The organism is Pseudomonas coronafaciens pv. oryzae str. 1_6, assembly GCF_000156995.2.
Classification (GTDB): Bacteria; Pseudomonadota; Gammaproteobacteria; order Pseudomonadales; family Pseudomonadaceae; genus Aquipseudomonas; species Aquipseudomonas tremae.
In genome coordinates this window covers 1,646,606-1,664,105 of record NZ_CP046035.1, presented here as the reverse complement: position 1 = coordinate 1,664,105, position 17,500 = coordinate 1,646,606, and the positions used below count along the sequence as shown (strand labels likewise).

At 57.0% G+C, this 17,500-nt stretch carries 16 protein-coding genes, 4 tRNA genes and 1 riboswitch; of the genes, 5 read left to right on the top strand and 15 right to left on the bottom strand.

All coding sequences use genetic code 11. From position 1 onward, the window contains the following. Window positions 1-488 precede the first annotated feature (488 nt). Window positions 489-677 carry a hypothetical protein gene (locus POR16_RS07535; protein ID WP_005889922.1) on the bottom strand — a complete coding sequence of 63 codons (189 nt, stop codon included), beginning with the start codon at window positions 675-677 and terminating at the stop codon, window positions 489-491. 342 nt (window positions 678-1,019) lie between these two features. After that, window positions 1,020-1,096 (bottom strand) — tRNA-Arg (locus POR16_RS07530). 316 nt (window positions 1,097-1,412) lie between these two features. Between POR16_RS07530 and POR16_RS07525 the strand changes: the two genes are divergently transcribed. The 3 genes from POR16_RS07525 to POR16_RS07515 all read left to right on the top strand — a co-directional run bounded on the left by POR16_RS07525 (window position 1,413) and on the right by POR16_RS07515 (window position 2,641). Further along, on the top strand, window positions 1,413-1,652 hold the full coding sequence (locus POR16_RS07525) for a hypothetical protein (RefSeq protein WP_005889921.1): 240 nt from the start codon (window positions 1,413-1,415) through the stop codon (window positions 1,650-1,652). Between the two features lie 49 nt (window positions 1,653-1,701). Beyond that, window positions 1,702-1,887: a PA3371 family protein gene (locus POR16_RS07520; RefSeq protein WP_005889920.1), complete on the top strand. Its 186-nt coding sequence runs from the start codon at window positions 1,702-1,704 to the stop codon at window positions 1,885-1,887. Window positions 1,888-2,314: 427 nt separating this feature from the next. Beyond that, a complete protein-coding gene (locus tag POR16_RS07515) occupies window positions 2,315-2,641 on the top strand; it encodes an Arc family DNA-binding protein (protein ID WP_002554423.1) in 327 nt (108 codons plus the stop codon). A gap of 171 nt (window positions 2,642-2,812) precedes the next feature. Here POR16_RS07515 and mgtE read toward each other — a convergent pair whose 3' ends face one another. Then, window positions 2,813-4,255 (bottom strand): magnesium transporter, encoded by a 1,443-nt coding sequence (gene mgtE, locus POR16_RS07510; protein ID WP_024670853.1) that lies wholly within the window; start codon window positions 4,253-4,255, stop codon window positions 2,813-2,815. Window positions 4,256-4,579: 324 nt separating this feature from the next. Between mgtE and bamE the strand changes: the two genes are divergently transcribed. Continuing rightward, the gene (bamE, locus tag POR16_RS07505; RefSeq protein WP_005889915.1) at window positions 4,580-5,071 is read left to right on the top strand and encodes an outer membrane protein assembly factor BamE domain-containing protein; all 492 of its coding nucleotides are present in this window, start codon (window positions 4,580-4,582) and stop codon (window positions 5,069-5,071) included. 43 nt (window positions 5,072-5,114) lie between these two features. Here bamE and POR16_RS07500 read toward each other — a convergent pair. The 7 genes from POR16_RS07500 to ltaE all read right to left on the bottom strand — a co-directional run bounded on the left by POR16_RS07500 (window position 5,115) and on the right by ltaE (window position 11,075). Next, window positions 5,115-5,191, bottom strand: a tRNA-Arg gene (locus POR16_RS07500). Between the two features lie 87 nt (window positions 5,192-5,278). Further along, window positions 5,279-5,355 (bottom strand) — tRNA-Arg (locus tag POR16_RS07495). Between the two features lie 109 nt (window positions 5,356-5,464). Continuing rightward, window positions 5,465-5,555, bottom strand: a tRNA-Ser gene (locus tag POR16_RS07490). Between the two features lie 62 nt (window positions 5,556-5,617). Continuing rightward, on the bottom strand, window positions 5,618-5,806 hold the full coding sequence (gene csrA / locus POR16_RS07485; RefSeq protein WP_002554426.1) for a carbon storage regulator CsrA: 189 nt from the start codon (window positions 5,804-5,806) through the stop codon (window positions 5,618-5,620). 172 nt (window positions 5,807-5,978) lie between these two features. Beyond that, the gene (locus tag POR16_RS07480) at window positions 5,979-7,211 is read right to left on the bottom strand and encodes an aspartate kinase (protein ID WP_005889913.1); all 1,233 of its coding nucleotides are present in this window, start codon (window positions 7,209-7,211) and stop codon (window positions 5,979-5,981) included. Window positions 7,212-7,301: 90 nt separating this feature from the next. Then, window positions 7,302-9,926, bottom strand: a complete 2,625-nt coding sequence (gene alaS, locus POR16_RS07475; RefSeq protein ID WP_005889911.1) for an alanine--tRNA ligase — start codon at window positions 9,924-9,926, stop codon at window positions 7,302-7,304. A 144-nt stretch (window positions 9,927-10,070) separates the two neighbouring features. Continuing rightward, a complete protein-coding gene (gene ltaE, locus POR16_RS07470; RefSeq protein WP_024670851.1) occupies window positions 10,071-11,075 on the bottom strand; it encodes a low-specificity L-threonine aldolase in 1,005 nt (334 codons plus the stop codon). A 213-nt stretch (window positions 11,076-11,288) separates the two neighbouring features. Beyond that, window positions 11,289-11,455, top strand: a riboswitch (FMN riboswitch). A gap of 126 nt (window positions 11,456-11,581) precedes the next feature. Between ltaE and POR16_RS07465 the strand changes: the two genes are divergently transcribed. Beyond that, window positions 11,582-12,094, top strand: coding sequence for a 6,7-dimethyl-8-ribityllumazine synthase (locus tag POR16_RS07465; protein ID WP_005889906.1), 513 nt, complete (start codon window positions 11,582-11,584; stop codon window positions 12,092-12,094). Window positions 12,095-12,238: 144 nt separating this feature from the next. On the opposite strand, the gene astE is transcribed toward POR16_RS07465, so the two are convergent. The 5 genes from astE to astA all read right to left on the bottom strand — a co-directional run bounded on the left by astE (window position 12,239) and on the right by astA (window position 17,494). Then, window positions 12,239-13,246: a succinylglutamate desuccinylase gene (gene astE, locus POR16_RS07460; protein WP_024670850.1), complete on the bottom strand. Its 1,008-nt coding sequence runs from the start codon at window positions 13,244-13,246 to the stop codon at window positions 12,239-12,241. 11 nt (window positions 13,247-13,257) lie between these two features. Further along, window positions 13,258-13,545, bottom strand: a complete 288-nt coding sequence (locus POR16_RS07455; RefSeq protein WP_005889899.1) for a hypothetical protein — start codon at window positions 13,543-13,545, stop codon at window positions 13,258-13,260. A gap of 61 nt (window positions 13,546-13,606) precedes the next feature. Beyond that, window positions 13,607-14,953 (bottom strand): N-succinylarginine dihydrolase, encoded by a 1,347-nt coding sequence (gene astB, locus POR16_RS07450; RefSeq protein WP_005889897.1) that lies wholly within the window; start codon window positions 14,951-14,953, stop codon window positions 13,607-13,609. Between the two features lie 49 nt (window positions 14,954-15,002). Continuing rightward, window positions 15,003-16,472, bottom strand: a complete 1,470-nt coding sequence (astD, locus tag POR16_RS07445) for a succinylglutamate-semialdehyde dehydrogenase (RefSeq protein WP_162010086.1) — start codon at window positions 16,470-16,472, stop codon at window positions 15,003-15,005. Then, window positions 16,469-17,494, bottom strand: coding sequence for an arginine N-succinyltransferase (astA, locus tag POR16_RS07440; RefSeq protein WP_005889890.1), 1,026 nt, complete (start codon window positions 17,492-17,494; stop codon window positions 16,469-16,471). Before astA ends, astD begins: the two co-directional genes overlap by 4 nt. Between the last annotated feature and the right edge of the window lie 6 nt (window positions 17,495-17,500).

Sequence of the window (17,500 nt, the reverse complement as noted above, 5' to 3'; positions counted from 1 at the left end):
TTGGAAGCGTAGCCACGATAGGTGCGCTACAGTGGGTAAGCCGAGCCCCCGGCCTGGACTCAGCGTATAAACAGACGATAAGCCCAACCGGAAAAATCGAGGCACTGGCGCGCGCAAGTGACATGCCTGCGAGGCAAGGCCCTGATTCATCATGGCTTCGAGCATCATCGGAAACACGCTTACCCGCCAATACAGCTCATCAAACCGTCTTCAATGATCAGAACTTCATTCCTGAAGGCGCCGACAACGTCGTTGCACTTCGAGTTGGCTCCGACCTTTCCCTGAGAAAGGAGGCCTCAAAGAAAGTAAAACTGACCATCGTGCGGCAATCACCCAGCATGAAAGATCGAGCGTGCTGGCCTTACAGACAGGGAAGTATCCAATCCCGGAACTGCCGCGCCTCCATCGGCCTCAACCATCGAGACTAGGCCAGGCAAAAAAATGGCTATCCCTGTGACCGAAAACTATCGGTCAGTAAGGAAGCTTAATCAGCAAAACCAATACCACTGTTTCATCGACTCACATTGAGCGCGTAAATCATGATCATTGATAGTGGTACAACTACCGCCACCCTGTTTGGCTTCAAAATAGGCACGCTCGTCATGATCACTGATGCTGCTGCAACTGGCAAATGTATACGCGCTGAACATCAACAACATTGCAAAAATCAGCTTCATCTGACACGTCCTTTGGTTTGCAAGAAAAAACAGTCTGGCACCATCTGATCGTGGCTGATTGAGCGTTTGATACGCTATCAAATTGATAACATTACAAGGGGAAGTATCGAGCAAAGGAAGCCGAAACCAATTCGGCATATTGAAGAATAAACACACGTAAGAGACGTCAAAGCCGATAAAAAAAGTCCGGCTTTTGGTAGGGAATCAATCATAGCGTTAAGCTTCGTACTCACATCAAGCAACGGCGGGCCACCGAAAGCTTTCCATCTTCCATGCACATACGATGCAACACCATAAGGTTTCAGTATGAGCAGTATAAAAGCCTGAAAGCTTCGATAAATATGGTGTCCCAGGCGGGGTTCGAACCTGCAACCTTCCCCTTAGGAGGGGGATGCTCTATCCAATTGAGCTACTGAGACACTGCGTGCCAGCACACCGATCGGTGCCAGCGAGGACGGCGTGCATCTTAGCGGCATGCACGGCATTTGTCATGTCGTCATTGCCCTTCAGGGCTGTAGCCGATGTCACCTCGGAAGCGGGCCGAATAAACCCATCGTGCATTTTGCAACACCCCAAAAAGCCATCATTGCAAAACGCACTGGATCAGACTTTTTTATATTTAATAACTTATTGATTTATATAGACTTTTTATCTTTTTCAGCTTGGCATGCAGACTGCATTATCAATATCAGTGAACACATCTCATCCCAAACGGTCGGGCACAGGTACTGGACAATGAACAAGACTCTCTCAGTGTTGAATGCGGCAGCTCTGGTGGCTCTGGTAGCGTTTCATTTCCAGGATTCTGGCGCTCAAAGCGAGCAGGTAACTGCACCGGTCCGTGTTCATCATCAAATCAGCCAGGCGCCTCAGTTGGCGATCATGACCGACCGCAGTTCAAGCGCTGTGGTGCTGGCAAACGATGGCGATGAAGCGCTACAGATGCCGCACGCCGATCAGCGTTGGGTCTTCTGATTGTGTATGTGCAAACCGGTTTCACGCCTCCATTTTTGAGAAAGTAGCCATGTCAAAATCTGCACTGTCGTTTCTGGTCCTTGCGCTCATGGCTGTGGTCGTTGATCTATTGCTGCCTGTCCAGGCCCCAGCCATGAGCATTGCAGCCAACATTTGTGCCGGAGTGTTTGCCAGTCTGTTCGTGGTTGCGCTGTTCGTCGGCCGCCGCTTCAAGTTTGACCCCGTTCTGCGCTGATCATGTAGCACCTCCCCACGACGGATAACCTCCCCCGACCCTGTATCTTCACGCCCAAACCGTCCAAACCCCTGCTTTAAGCCTTACCAGACCCTCGGTCGGTTAGCCTCCTTGTGTTTTGAATTCGCGCCTAAGCTGAGAATCAGACGAGCGTGATGGCACTTAGCATTCAGATGCTGTCTGAATTGTCTGACGGCCAATGCGCTGACTTTGCAGATTCGTTCGCATTTCCGACAATTAGTACTGGCTAAACGCCTCTACCTGGGTCAATATTTGTCACAGAATTGACGCCAAGGATTCGACGTATTGCGGCATGATGTCGGCCCTTGGATTCGCGGTTGAACATTTGTCCAAAACGACTGTCTGAGAATGACAATCTTGCGGCCACTTGCTAGAACCGCTCCCCCTGAACTAACCGGTTAAATATATGAGCCCTATGAAACAGGCTACTTATTCCAGCCGCACGGCTGACAAGTTCGTCGTTCGCCTACCAGACGGCATGCGTAATCGCGTGCAAGAGGTAGCCAAGAATCATCACCGCAGCATGAACTCGGAGATCATTGCTCGCCTCGAACAAAGCCTGATTCAGGAAGGTGCTCTTGGCGACGAGCCAAGCCTGCGCCTTGACAGTCCTGAGCTGTCCTTGCACGAGCGCGAATTGCTGCAGCGTTTTCGCCAGCTGTCACATCGTCAACAGAACGCCCTTGTTTCGCTGATTGCCCACGACACGGAACTTGCTTCCGAAGAGTCTTGAGATTCAGCGTAAACGTTAAAAGGCCAGCGAAAGCTGGCCTTTTTTGTTGTAGTCCTTTTCGTCGTTAATACCGGCTGTATTAACAAATACCGCCGTAGGGCAATGCGCCGGGTAATAAAAAACCGCCTGTTTATGGCGGTTTTTTAGTTTAACGCTTTTAAGAAAGACGGCTTAGAGCAAAAAGATCGTAGCCAGCCCAAGAAAGATGAAGAACCCACCACTGTCGGTCATCGCCGTAATCATGACGCTCGCCCCCATCGCAGGGTCCCGCCCGAGACGCGCCAGAGCCATAGGGATCGAAACCCCCATCAGCGCAGCCAGCAGCAGATTGAGCGTCATCGCCGCCGTCATGACAACGCCGAGTGACCAACTGCCATACAGCATGTAGGCGACAACGCCTATCACGCCCCCCCAAAGCAAGCCGTTGATCAGGCCGACAGCCAGCTCTTTACGCAGCAGCCGAGCCGTGTTCCCCGTGTTGACTTGATCCAGAGCCATCGCGCGAACAATCATGGTGATGGTCTGATTACCCGAATTACCACCTATACCAGCAACGATCGGCATCAGGGCAGCAAGCGCGACCAGCTTTTCGATAGACCCTTCGAACAGGCCGATGACCCGCGACGCCAGAAATGCCGTCACCAGATTGACTGCCAGCCAGGCCCAACGGTTACGCAGCGAGCGCCATACCGAAGCGAAGATATCCTCTTCTTCGCGCAGACCCGCCATGTTGAGGACTTCGCTTTCGCTTTCCTCACGAATCAGGTCGACCATTTCATCGATGGTCAGTCGGCCGATCAGTCGGCCATTCTTGTCCACAACAGGCGTGGAAATAAGGTCGTAACGCTCGAATGCTTGCGCAGCATCATAGGCGTCATCCTCAGGATGGAAGCTGACCGGATCGTTGGCCATGACTTCGCCAACCTGTTTTTCCGGGTCATTGACCAGCAAGCGCTTGATGGGCAAAACACCCTTGAGCACACCTTCTGAATCAACTACGAACAATTTGTCGGTGTGACCCGGCAGCTCCTTGAGCCTGCGCAGGTAGCGCAACACGACTTCAAGGCTGACATCCTCACGGATCGTCACCATCTCGAAGTCCATCAGTGCGCCGACCTGATCCTCGTCGTAGGACAATGCAGAGCGCACGCGCTCACGCTGCTGTGAGTCAAGCGCTTCCATCAGCTCGTGAACAACGTCACGGGGCAATTCGGGAGCAAGGTCAGCCAATTCGTCGGCGTCCATGTCCCGTGCCGCCGCGAGTAACTCATGATCGTCCATGTCGGCGATCAGGGTTTCACGAACGGAATCGGATACTTCGAGAAGAATGTCGCCGTCGCGATCGGCCTTGACCAGTTGCCAGACGGTCAGGCGATCTTCCAGAGGCAAGGCTTCGAGGATATAAGCGACATCGGCAGAGTGGAGATCTTCGAGCTTGCGCTGCAGCTCGACAAGGTTCTGCCGGTGAACCAGGTGCTCTACGCGATCCTGATGCTGACCTTCCTGACGGTGAGTCAGGTCTTCAACAATACGCTGGCGCTGCAGCAGATCCACAACCTGAGCCAGGCGATCCTGCAAGCTTTCCTGCGTTTTTTTTACTTCTCTTTCGGTCATAGGCGAGCTCCACTCCCAGCAGCAGAGCACGCCGGGAGATCAATCAGTTAATTCATGATTGTCAAAAAACACTATTGAGTTACGACTGGGTAAGTCCATGGAGGTATTCCACAAGCCCCGGCGGGGCTGACGGGCGCAATGATACACCGCTTTTAGCGAAGCGCACGCGAGAAATTCAGCTTATAACAATCGTTTGCAACACAAAGCTGCAAGCTTGCTTGAACCGCCGCGCACCCGACGTCACATCCAGGCAATAAATCCCGCTGGCCCCGGCAAAAGGCCGCCGCTAGGCTCTTGCGACACTCAGTCATGGAGGACCTGGTTATGCGTGCCGTCATTCATTTATCCCTGTGGAGCGTTCTGCTCTGCTTGCCCGGCCATGCAACCGCCAATAGCGTTCAACGCTGCGAGGATGCAACCGGAAAGATTACATTTACCACCCTGGGCTGTGCGCCAGGCCAAAGTACCCGCACACAGAGAGCCTTCAACGCCCCGCCCGGGACCATCATCGGATTACTGCCACCCAAAGACGATCGAGCGCTCGCGGGCGGTCAATCGGCAACCAGGGAATTGGTAGTGGTCGGCACACGTGACGACGGCTGCGGCAATCGCCTGAACGCCGAACAACGCAGAGCAGCTATCATCAATCAACGCACGCCGCCTGGCATGACCAAGCGCGATGTCGAGAGCCTGCTAGGGCGCCCGGACAACGTCACCAACCGCAATGGCGAGTTGCATTACGAATACAAACAGAAGAAAGGCCGCACCAACAAGGTGACGTTCGACGAACACGGCTGCGTTAAAGGAAAGCGATAGAAAGCAAAAAGCCCGCATCTTTCGATACGGGCTTTTCGTTGTATGGTGCACTCGACAGGATTCGAACCTGTGACCGCTCGGTTCGTAGCCGAGTACTCTATCCAGCTGAGCTACGAGTGCATTGGTGTTTTTAGACCAGACCACCTCTGGTTGAAGCCAGCTATCGGAAACCTTGTAATTGCTTACAGTGATTCAAACAACTTTAAATGGTGCACTCGACAGGATTCGAACCTGTGACCGCTCGGTTCGTAGCCGAGTACTCTATCCAGCTGAGCTACGAGTGCATGTGTTGGTGCCGCGCATTATAGGTCGTCAGATTGTTTTGTCAATCACTTTCTCTAGTAAATTCAACAACTTACCGATCAAGCCCAATCTGACGCACTACACAAATAATGGCGGAGAACGGGGGATTCGAACCCCCGACACCCTTTTGAGGTGTACTCCCTTAGCAGGGGAGCGCCTTCGGCCACTCGGCCAGCTCTCCGCAACACGGGGCGTATAATAACCACCCTTTTCCCCGTTTGCAAACCAAAAATTCAATAAAAATTAATGGCTTGGTTCTTCATCCTTCTCTTTCTTGATGCGAAGGTAAATCTCTTCACGGTGAACAGCGACTTCCTTGGGCGCATTGACACCAATTCGCACCTGATTACCCTTTACACCGAGTACGGTAACGGTGATTTCACCGTCACCGATGATCAGGCTTTCCGCGCACCGACGAGTCAGAATCAGCATACTTTTCTCCTTACGCCTTTATTCAGGGACAACAGTCTGCAAAACCAATAGGCAATGGCCAGTAGCAAAATGCCATAACCATTATCTGTGTATCGACTTGCGCAGAGAAAACATCAGCCTCTCTGCGCAGTATCCGAAAGACGCGATCAGACCGCACCCTTCGGCGGCAGCATCAGTCACCCTGCCGAGGAGCATCCAGCTCGAATGCCGTGTGCAACGCGCGCACAGCCAACTCCAGATACTTTTCTTCGATGACCACAGAAACCTTGATTTCGGACGTGGAGATCATCTGAATGTTGATGCTCTCTTTGGCCAGAGCTTCAAACATGCGACTCGCGACACCTGCGTGCGAGCGCATGCCGACACCGACAATAGACACCTTGGCAATCTTGGTATCGCCGGAAACCTCACGTGCGCTGATTTCGCGCGCGGTCGCTTCAAGCACCTGCAGTGCTGCCTGATAATCGTTGCGGTGGATAGTGAAGGTGAAATCGGTGGTGTTATCGTGCGAGACATTCTGCACGATCATGTCGACTTCGATATTTGCCGCGCTGATCGGGCCGAGAATCTTGAACGCCACGCCGGGGGTGTCTGGCACGCCACGGATGGTCAGCTTGGCTTCATCGCGATTGAACGCGATGCCGGAAATGATCGGCTGTTCCATGGATTCCTCTTCATCAATGGTAATGAGGGTGCCCGGCCCCTCCTTGAAGCTGTGCAGAACGCGCAGCGGGACGTTGTATTTACCGGCGAACTCGACCGCACGGATCTGCAGCACCTTGGAGCCGAGGCTGGCCATTTCCAGCATCTCTTCGAACGTGATCTTGTCCAGACGCTGAGCCTGCGACACCACACGCGGGTCAGTGGTGTAGACACCATCGACATCGGTGTAGATCTGGCACTCGTCGGCTTTCAGCGCCGCCGCCAGGGCCACACCGGTGGTGTCAGAACCGCCACGCCCCAGGGTTGTGATGTTGCCGTTCTCATCGACGCCCTGGAAACCGGCGACCACTACCACACGACCTGCCTTGAGGTCGGAGCGGATCTTCTGGTCATCGATTTGCAGAATGCGCGCCTTGTTGTGCGCGCTGTCGGTGAGAATACGCACCTGATTACCGGTGTAGGACACCGCTGGCACGCCACGCTTGATGAGCGCCATCGCCAGCAAGGCGATGGTGACTTGTTCGCCCGTAGAGACGATCACGTCCAGTTCACGAGGAACCGGCTGTTCGCTGATCTGCCTGGCCAGCTCTATCAGGCGATTGGTTTCGCCGCTCATGGCCGACAGTACGATCACCAGATCGTCACCCGCCTCGCGGAATTTCTTGACCTTGTCGGCCACCTGCTCGATGCGCTCGACAGAGCCAACAGAGGTGCCTCCAAATTTTTGTACGATTAAAGCCATCTCAAAGCCGCCTCAAAACCCGTTAAGAGCATCCATTGACATTCGAATCTTGCAGGGCCTGTCGTCATCCGGCAGGCCCGCGGATTCGACTCAGATTCCCTGCTCTACAAAAGGAACGGTCAGGGCCAGTGCTGCATCCAGCGCGCTCGCATCGACACCACCACCTTGAGCCATATCAGGACGACCACCACCTTTACCACCGACGGCGGCGGCCGCCTGTTTCATCAAATCACCGGCTTTGAGTTGGCCAGTCAGGTCCTTGGTCACGCCTGCGACCAAGACAACCTTGTCTTCATGAACACTGCCGAGCAGGATCACTGCGCGGCCGAGCTTGTTTTTCAACTGGTCGACAAGCGCCAACAGCGCCTTGCCATCCTGACCATCCAGGCGCGTGGCCAGAACCTTGACCCCTTTGACATCCTGCGCGGCAGACGACAGGTCGTCGCCGGCTGCGCTGGCTGCCTTGGCCTGCAGTTGTTCCAGTTGCTTTTCCAGCAGGCGATTACGTTCAAGCACCGCCGTCAGCTTATCCAGCAGGTTGTCGCGATTGCCTTTGACAAGCGTCGCGGCTTCCTTGAGTTGATCTTCGGCCGAGTTCAGCCAAGCCAGGGCTGCAGCACCGGTCACCGCTTCGATACGGCGCACGCCGGCAGCAACGCCGCCTTCACTGACGATCTTGAACAGCGAAATGTCACCTGTACGCTTGGCATGGATGCCGCCACACAGCTCGACGGAAAACTCGCCGCCCATGCTCAGTACCCGAACGCTGTCGCCATACTTTTCACCAAACAGTGCCATCGCACCTTTCTTTTTGGCGGTTTCGATGTCGGTTTCTTCTGTCATTACCGGCGTGTTCTTGCGAATTTCGGTGTTGACGATATCTTCCAGCGCTCGCAACTGATCGGGCTTGATCGCTTCAAAGTGGCTGAAGTCAAAGCGCAGGCGCTGACTGTCGACAAGCGAGCCTTTCTGTTGAACGTGATCGCCCAGTACCTGGCGCAATGCAGCGTGCAGCAAGTGAGTGGCCGAATGGTTCAATGCGGTTGCATCGCGAACCTCATCAGCCACCTGTGTTTCCACCTGAGCGCCAACATTCAGACTGCCGGACGCCACAACACCGTGGTGCAGAAACGCACCGCCGGTCTTGGTGGTATCACTGACGTCGAAGCGTGCATCACCGGCCAGCAGGAAGCCGCTGTCACCGATCTGGCCGCCCGATTCGGCGTAGAACGGCGTGGAGTCGAGAATCACCACGCCCTCTTCGCCTTCGTTCAGGTGCGTGACCGACAGGCCTTCTTTATAGAGGGCGACGACAGTGGCGCTGCCAGTGGTTGCAGAGTAGCCGGTGAACTGCGTGGCTACGTCGACCTTGACCAGGCTGTTGTAGTCCATGCCGAACGAACTGGCAGAGCGGGCGCGCACGCGCTGGGCGTCCATTTCGCGCTCGAAGCCTTCTTCATCCAGGGTCAGGTTGCGCTCGCGGGCGATGTCGCCGGTCAGGTCCATCGGGAAGCCATACGTGTCGTACAGCTTGAACACGACTTCGCCAGGAACCACGGTCCCTTTCAGCTCGGCGAGGTCCTGCTCGAGGATCTTCAAGCCTTGCTCCAGAGTCTTGGCGAACTGTTCTTCTTCGCCTTTCAGAACGCGCTCGATGTGCGACTGCTGTTGCACCAGTTCAGGGAAGGCAGAGCCCATCTCGGCAACCAGCGCGGCGACGATCTGATAGAAGAAGCTGCCTTTGGCACCCAGTTTGTTGCCGTGACGGCAGGCGCGACGAATGATACGGCGCAGCACGTAGCCACGGCCTTCGTTGGACGGCAGCACACCGTCGGCGATCAGAAAACCGCAGGAGCGGATATGATCCGCCACCACTTTCAGGGAAGCCTGGTTTTCGTTGTTGCAGCCGATGGCCTTGGCCGACGCAGCCAGCAGGCTCTGGAACAAATCGATTTCGTAGTTGGAATGCACGTGCTGCAGAACGGCACTGACACGCTCAAGGCCCATGCCTGTGTCCACCGACGGCGCGGGCAGCGGATGCAGCACGCCATCAGCCGTGCGGTTGAACTGCATGAAAACGTTGTTCCAGATTTCGATGTAACGGTCGCCGTCTTCTTCCGGCGAGCCTGGAGGACCGCCCCAGATTTCCGGACCGTGATCGAAGAAAATTTCGCTGCAAGGACCGCACGGGCCGGTATCACCCATGGTCCAGAAGTTGTCGGAGGCGTACGGCGCGCCCTTGTTGTCGCCAATGCGAACCATGCGCTCGGCAGGCACGCCGATCTCTTTGGTCCAGATATCGTAGGCTTCGTCATCGGTCGCGTAGACGGTAACCCAGAGTTTTTCCTTGGGCAGGTTCAGCCACTTTTCGGACGTCAGAAAGGTCCAGGCGTAGGTGATGGCATCGCGTTTGAAATAATCACCGAAGCTGAAGTTACCCAGCATTTCGAAAAAAGTATGGTGACGGGCGGTGTAGCCGACGTTCTCCAGGTCGTTGTGCTTGCCACCGGCACGCACGCATTTCTGACTGGTCACGGCCCGGGTGTAGGCGCGCTTTTCCTGGCCCAGGAAACAATCCTTGAACTGGTTCATGCCTGCGTTGGTGAACAGCAGGGTTGGGTCATTGCCCGGAATCAAGGAGCTTGAAGCGACACGGGTGTGGCCTTGCTCTTCGAAGAAGCCAAGGAAGGCTTCACGGATTTCTGCGCTTTTCATAGGTTCTTCCACGGAGACTGCGGCCAGAGGCAAGTACATAACGTCAAAGGACGTTGCGACGGCAAAGGGCCGCATTATATAGGCGTTGCGCCCTCGGTACAGTGTGTTTGTGCGATAGAAACAAGTAACTTGACGCCCGGCATGTCATGGGCGGTTGAACGCAGCGAATGCATCGACGACCTGCGCCACCTGCGCACGCGAAATATTCAGGTGGGTGACCATACGCAACCGCGGCGTAGCGGTAAGCAAGATGCCGCGTTCGGCGCAGAACGCCTTGAGTGAGGCGGCATGATCATCGATCTGCACATAGACCATATTGGTGTGAACAGGGTCGACACTGTAGCCCAGCCCGCTCAACCCTTCGGCGAGAAGCGCTGCATTTGCATGATCGTCAGCCAGCCGCTCGACCTGATGATCCAGAGCGTACAGCCCGGCAGCGGCAAGGCCGCCAGCCTGGCGCATACCGCCGCCAACCATTTTGCGCAGGCGGCGCGCCTTGGCGATCAGTGGCTGCGAGCCGCACAGTACGGAGCCGACCGGCGCACCAAGGCCTTTGGACAGGCACACCGAAACGGAGTCGAAATGCCGGGTAATCTCTCGAGCATCGACGCCCAGCCTCACCACTGCGTTGTAAAGACGGGCGCCGTCCAGATGCAGCGCCAGGCCTTTTTCCAGGGTCAACGCGCGCGCTGCAGCCAGATACTCCAGCGGCAGAACTTTGCCCTGCATGGTGTTTTCAAGTGCCAGCAAACGAGTGCGGGCAAAGTGAAAATCATTCGGTTTGATGGTATCGAGTACATGCTGCAGGTTCAGCGAACCGTCAACCTGCACTTCCAGTGGCTGCGGCTGAATTGAACCCAGCACTGCCGCACCACCGGCCTCGTATTTGTAAGTATGGGCCTGCTGACCGACGATGTATTCGTCGCCGCGCTCACAGTGCGCCATCAGTGCCAGCAAATTACTCATGGTGCCGGACGGCACGAACAAGCCAGCATCGAACCCCAGGCGTTCAGCAAGCGTCTCCTCGAGCAGATTGACCGTGGGGTCTTCACCGTAGACATCATCGCCCAAAGGCGCCTTGATCATGGCGTCGAGCATGCCCGGCGTGGGCAGAGTCACTGTGTCGCTGCGCAAATCGATGACAGTCACAAAAAAGCTCCCTGAAATTCGAAAATCGATAATGCATGCAACGCTTGGCTTGCAACAAGGCATTACTGAGGCTGAGGCACATGATAATCAAGCGCTGCGACTCTCGATACTCCGCGTCCTTATAAGAAAAAGGCAGGAGTACCGTACGAAAGTGTCCATGCATGATCGAACGATCTGTGATAAAAATCCTGCGCCGGCCACGTAAAGTGGCGGCAACGTTCTCAGGGCGGGGCGCAACTCCCCACCGGCGGTAATGGCGCGCAATGCGTCTAGCCCGCGAGCGCTTGGGGGTCGCGGCTTTGGCCGGCGACCAACAAGGTCAGCAGACCCGGTGTGATTCCGGGGCCGACGGTCATAGTCCGGATGAAGAGAGAGCGGGATTGGTGTCTACAATAACGTCTGCAAAACCTCATCATGAACGACATCGTTCAGGAGGCTTTCCTACGTGACTTGAATCCCTTTCGATCCAAATGCCCTGTTTTTTCTATAAACAGGAGTCAGAACACGTGCAACCAACCGCAATCGACAGCAAAAGCAAGAGCCATTCAAACGAACGCGTCGCTTTCATTCAGGCCTGCTGGCACAAGGATATCGTCGACCAGAGCCGTAAAGGTTTTATCGCCGAAATGGCTAACCAGGGTTACGCCGAAAGTGACATCGACATCTTTGAAGTCGGTGGCGCCTTTGAAATCCCGTTGCACGCCAAGTTGCTGGCCAATAGCGGCCGTTACGCTGGCATCGTCGGCGCGGCACTGGTGGTGGACGGTGGTATCTATCGTCACGAATTCGTCGCGCAGTCAGTGGTCAGCGCACTGATGCAGGTCCAGCTGGAAACCGAAGTACCGGTTTTCTCCGTGGTCCTGACGCCGCACCACTTCCATGCAGGTGAAGAGCATCTGAAGTTCTTCTTCGATCACTTCGTACATAAAGGCGAAGAAGCAGCCAAGACCTGCGCGGATACTCTGAACAAGGTCCGCAGCCTGCGCCGCCTGGACACCCAGCAAAAAGCGGCCTGCTGAAGTATCTAACCTGCAGATGCGCGGAGAACCGGGGCACCTCGGCTGGGCCTGATACACCGAGGTGCCTGGTTTTGCTGCCAGTTCCCGGTAGTTCGCGGACAAGTCCGCTCCTACTATAATCGCGGGAAAGCGTGAAGCGTTCAGTCAGCCAAGCGCTTCAGCACTGGCAGGCACAATCAGAATCCCCGCCCGCAGGCCGTTTTTGACTTTCGGGTTGGGGAATATGATTCTTGCGCCCTCTTCTTCCACCACCCAGCGTGAATCACTCACGTCCTCGGCCAACACGTAGCCTTTTTCAAGTTCGGTGAAGTTCTCCACGTCATCCGCCAGGTTGAACGTGAACGCGTCACTGCGCTTGATGACTTCCCGGGCGACGCTGAACAGTTGCAAGCCTTCCAGGTTCTCATCGGCTTCCGGCTCGGTGCCTTCGATGATCTGCTCCAGACGCAAACGCAGCGGCGCCAGGTTAACCTGCTGGTTGTGGCCGAAGGGCCGGGCCTTGCCCAGTTCCAGCGTGAAGGCCTCGGCACCCAGTTGATCGTAGGTATAGGCGCTGAACACGATGGACGGCTTGTTCTGCAACAGCACCGCACTCATCCCTGCTGCGCGCAGCCGGGCCAGTTCGCGGCGGGAGTGCTGGCGGCCTTCTTTCCACGGGTACAGCGCGAACTGCTCGATCTTCGAGCCACGAATGGCGGTGTGCAGGTCGTAATGCAGCCGATAACGGTCTGGCAGGCTGAAGAAGCTGGCGGCCAGCCGCTCCAGCTCGCAAGCGCGCAGGGCTTCCGCGCCGCCGCTTTGTTCGTGACGACCGTTGAACAGCCGGTTCACGTCCTGCTCGACAAACCGCGTGCCCCGACGCATGGCATCCGGGTTGCCGAACAGAAACAGAATACGTGCACGCGGTTTCAGGTCGCCGCGTGCGATGCTGCGGATCAGTTCGTCCAGCAGCTCGATGGGGGCAGTCTCGTTACCATGAATGCCGGCTGACAGCAGCAGGTCGGTGCCATTGTCACGCGCCTCTGGCGGACGGACCTCCAGGGCGCCTTCGCTCAGCCATCGCATGCGCACGCCTTCGACGGTCAGTTGAGTCTTCTCCGCCGGCTCACGCCCGGCCAGGGTCAGTTCAAGCAGTTTGCCGAGGGCGATCATGGTGTGCTTCCTCAGTGGTTGCAGTCAGGACCGTGGACGTGACCGTCTTCTTCGGCGCCGATGTCGGCTGGTTCCATCTCCAGTTGCAGGCTGACCAGGTTGGTGGCCAGCGGGCGCAACAGCAGATTGGCGTATTCGGCATCGCCTTCTTCAACGTCAACGCCGATCAGCAACTGGCCACGGCCGTCTTGCTGAATCCACAGTTCCTTGCCCTGCCAGATTACGGCAACGCGGGTGCAGGAGGTTTCCAGCTGGGTGCCATCGGTGTCTTCAAGGATCAGTTGCAGGGCGTCGCTCATATGGAAATGCTCTCTATAAAGGAAATCGTGCATCGGGACGATGCCCGACACGCAAGATGTTTCAATTCAGTTGAAACGGATAAACGGCACCCAGTTTAAGGATTTGCGTCAGTTCATCCAATGCCGTCCGGCATTCAGTGAGCAATCGCGGGTCGGCCAGGTCGTTTTCGCTCATGCGGTCACGGTAATGCCTGTCGATCCATTGGGTTAGCGTCTGATACAGCGGAGCGGTCAGGATCACGCCTGGGTTCACCGCCGCCAGCTCGGTTTCGTTAAGCGCCACGCGCAAGCGCAGGCACGCCGGCCCACCACCGTTCTGCATGCTTTGCTTGAGGTCGAACACCTTGACCTCGGCCACCGGGCTTTGGTCGGCCACCAGCCGTTGCAGGTAGCCCCAGACATTGGCATTGGCTTGGCATTCCTGCGGCACAATCAGCAACATCGAGCCATCGTCGCGTGACAACAGCTGACTGTTGAACAGGTATGAGCGCACTGCATCCTGAACAGACACCTCGGCCCGCGGCACGCAGATAGCCCGCAATTGCCCGCCTGCCCGACCGAGCTTGTCACGCAGCTCACCGAGTATCTGCCCGGTATGGAGGAAGGCGTCCTCGTGATAGAACAGCACGTCGCCATTGCCAACTGCGATCACATCGTTGTGAAACACGCCCTGATCGATGACCGCGGGGTTCTGTTGCCCATAGACAACGCCCTCTTCGCGCAAACCGTGCAAGCGAGCGACGGCTCGTGACGCTTCAAGGGTCTGGCGAGCCGGGTACTTCTGCGGCGCCGGGTAACGTGTATCGAAGGCGCTGCGGCCAAACACAAAAAATTCCACCCCGGCTTCGCCGTAGCCCGCGCAAAAACGGGTGTGATTGGCCGCACCTTCATCGCCGAACTGTGCCACTGGCGGCAGCGCAGGATGGTGGGCAAAATGGCTTGCATCGGCAAACATTGCACCCAGCACTCGGCTGGTGGTCGGATGCTCAATGCTGCGGTGATACTTGCAGTTGAGGTTGGCAGCGGTGAAATGCACCCGGCCATCGGCCGTGTCGGCACTGGGGCTGACCGTAGCAGCGTTAGCCACCCACATGCTCGACGCCGAGCAACTGGCGACCAGCAATGGCATGTCCTGGCGGGCAGCCTTTTCGATCACCTGGGCATCGCTGCCGGTAAAACCCAACTGACGCAGACCGGCAACGTCTGGTCGTTCCTGAGGCGCGAGTACACCCTGGGTAAAGCCCAGGTCCATCAGCGCCTTCATTTTCGCCAGACCCTGCAGCGCCGCCTCACGCGGGTTCGCGCATTGCTGGCTGTTACTCTGGGACGCAACGTTACCGTAGGACAACCCACCGTAGTTGTGGGTTGGCCCGACCAGACCGTCAAAATTCACTTCACAGGACTTCATCGGCAAGGCTCCGTGGATCTGTTTTCATAAGCATTCGTGGCGCACACAGTCAGTTCAGCCTGATACCGGGGGTCAATGTCGCGGGCAAGGTCAGGCTGGCGGCTTCCAGCGAGGCGACCGGATACGCGCAATAATCGGCAGCGTAATAAGCGCTGGCCCGGTGGTTGCCCGAAGCACCTATGCCACCGAATGGCGCGCTGCTGGCAGCCCCGGTCAGTTGCCTGTTCCAGTTGACGATACCGGCACGGCTCTGCAGCCAGAACTGCTGATAGCGCGCTTGCGAATCAGACAGCAAGCCGGCTGCAAGACCGTACCGAGTGGCATTGGCTTCGGCGATGGCTGCGTCAAACCCGGCATAGCGGATAACCTGCAGAAGCGGGCCGAACAGTTCTTCGTCGGGCCTGTTCAACACAGCACTGACATCGATAATGCCCGGCGTCAGCAGCGCAGCGGCGGGCTGCGGCTGGCGCATCTCCAGCAAGGTCACTGCACCGCTGGCAAGCAATTGGCATTGCGCGTCCATCAACGCGCGCGCGGCCTCCAGGGAAATCACCGAGCCCATGAACGGCGCCGGCTGCTGATCGAACGGTCCGACTTCAAGCGTCGCACTGACCGCCACCAGACGAGCCAGAAAGGCGTCGCCCCAGTCGCCCTCGGGCACCAGCAAACGACGCGCACAGGTACAACGCTGACCTGCAGAAATGAATGCCGACTGAATGACGGTGTACACCGCCGCTTCGATATCCTGGACCTGATCGACCACCAATGGATTGTTACCGCCCATTTCCAGCGCGAGAATCTTGTCGGGACGCCCGGCAAACTGCTGGTGCAAAGCATTACCGGTACGACTCGATCCAGTGAAAAACAGGCCGTCGATACCTGGGTTGGCCGCCAGCGCAATGCCGGTTTCACGCCCACCCTGCAACAGGTTCAGCACACCGGCAGGCAGCCCGGCGTCGATCCAGCACTTGACTGTCAGTTCGGCGACTTTCGGCGTCAGTTCGCTGGGTTTGAACAACACCGTGTTGCCGGCCAGCAGAGCCGGCACGATATGGCCGTTCGGCAAGTGACCGGGAAAGTTGTAAGGCCCGAATACTGCAACCACACCATGTGGTTTGTGGCGCAAGACCGCCGTGGCGTCGCCGAGCGGGCAACTTTTTTCGCCGGTTCTTTCGCGATAGGCCTGCACCGAAATATTGACCTTGTTGATCATGCTGGTCACTTCGGTTGCCGATTCCCACAGCGGCTTGCCGGTTTCCTCACCAATGCACTGCGCCAGCTCATCAGCGTGCTGCCGAAGGCTGTCAGCAAAGGCTTCCAGCACGACAATACGCTGGTCCAGCGAGCGAAGCGCCCAGTCGGGAAACGCCTGCCGGGCGGCACAAGTGGCCTGCTCAACCTGCTCTGCTGTCGCGCCGTGCCCGGACCACAGCGCTTGCTGGGTAACCGGGTTCAACGAAGTGAACAGCTCGCCCTGCCCTTCCTGCCAGTTACCTGCAATATACAACGTACTCATCAAAGGCCCTCCCGCGTCGCAGACAAGGGCACCGCACGCACATTGTCCCCGGCGCTCATGCGCAGCTGCCTGGCGGTTTTAGGATCGACCACCAGTGTGCCGGCAGCAAAACGCGCAGCCGCTACGGTGATGCGGCAGTCTTCACGCTTGCGGTTGTAGATCAGAAACTGCGGCGCGTCGTCGCCCGGTGTGCCGATGGCCAGCACCAGTGCCTGGCTGTCCCTCACCGCGCGAATCTTGCCGGTTTCGCATTCGATGGCCGGGCCTGCATCGAAGATGTCGACATAGCCCTGATACGAGAAGCCCTCGCCCTTGAGCATGGCCAGCGCCGGCTCGGTGTCCGCGTGTACACGGCCGATCACGCTGCGTGCGTCTTCGGAAAGAAAGCAGCTGTACAGTGGAAACTTGGGCATCAGCTCGGCGATGAACGCCTTGTTGCCCACACCGGTCAGGTAGTCAGCCTGACTGAATTCCATCTTGAAAAAATGCCGTCCCAGACTTTCCCAGAATGGCGAGCGGCCATTTTCGTCGGACATGCCGCGCATTTCGGCAATGATCTTGTTGCCGAACAACTTCGGGAATTCGGCAATGAACAGCATGCGCGCTTTCGACAACAGGCGACCGTTGAGGCCGTTGCGCGAATCACTGTGCAGAAACAGCGAACACAACTCGGAATTGCCCGTTAGGTCATTAGCCAGAAACAGCGTCGGAATTTCCCGGTAAATGTTCAGTTCCTGCGACGCACTGACCGTCAGCCCGACCCGGTAGTTGTACCAGGGCTCGCGCAGCCCGACCGCACCGGCGATGGCGGAAATTCCGACCACACGGCCGTCGTCGTCTTCGAGCACGAACAGGTAGTCCGCGTCACCGCGCTCGGCTTCTCCGCGAAAGGTCTTTTCAGCCCAGCCGACCCGATGGGCCAGACGCTGCTCATTGGCAGGCAGGGTCGTCAGACCGGCGCCGGTGCTGCGCGCCAGCTCGATCAGCGCGGGCAAGTCGCTGCTGCGTACGGGACGAACGATCATGTTTTC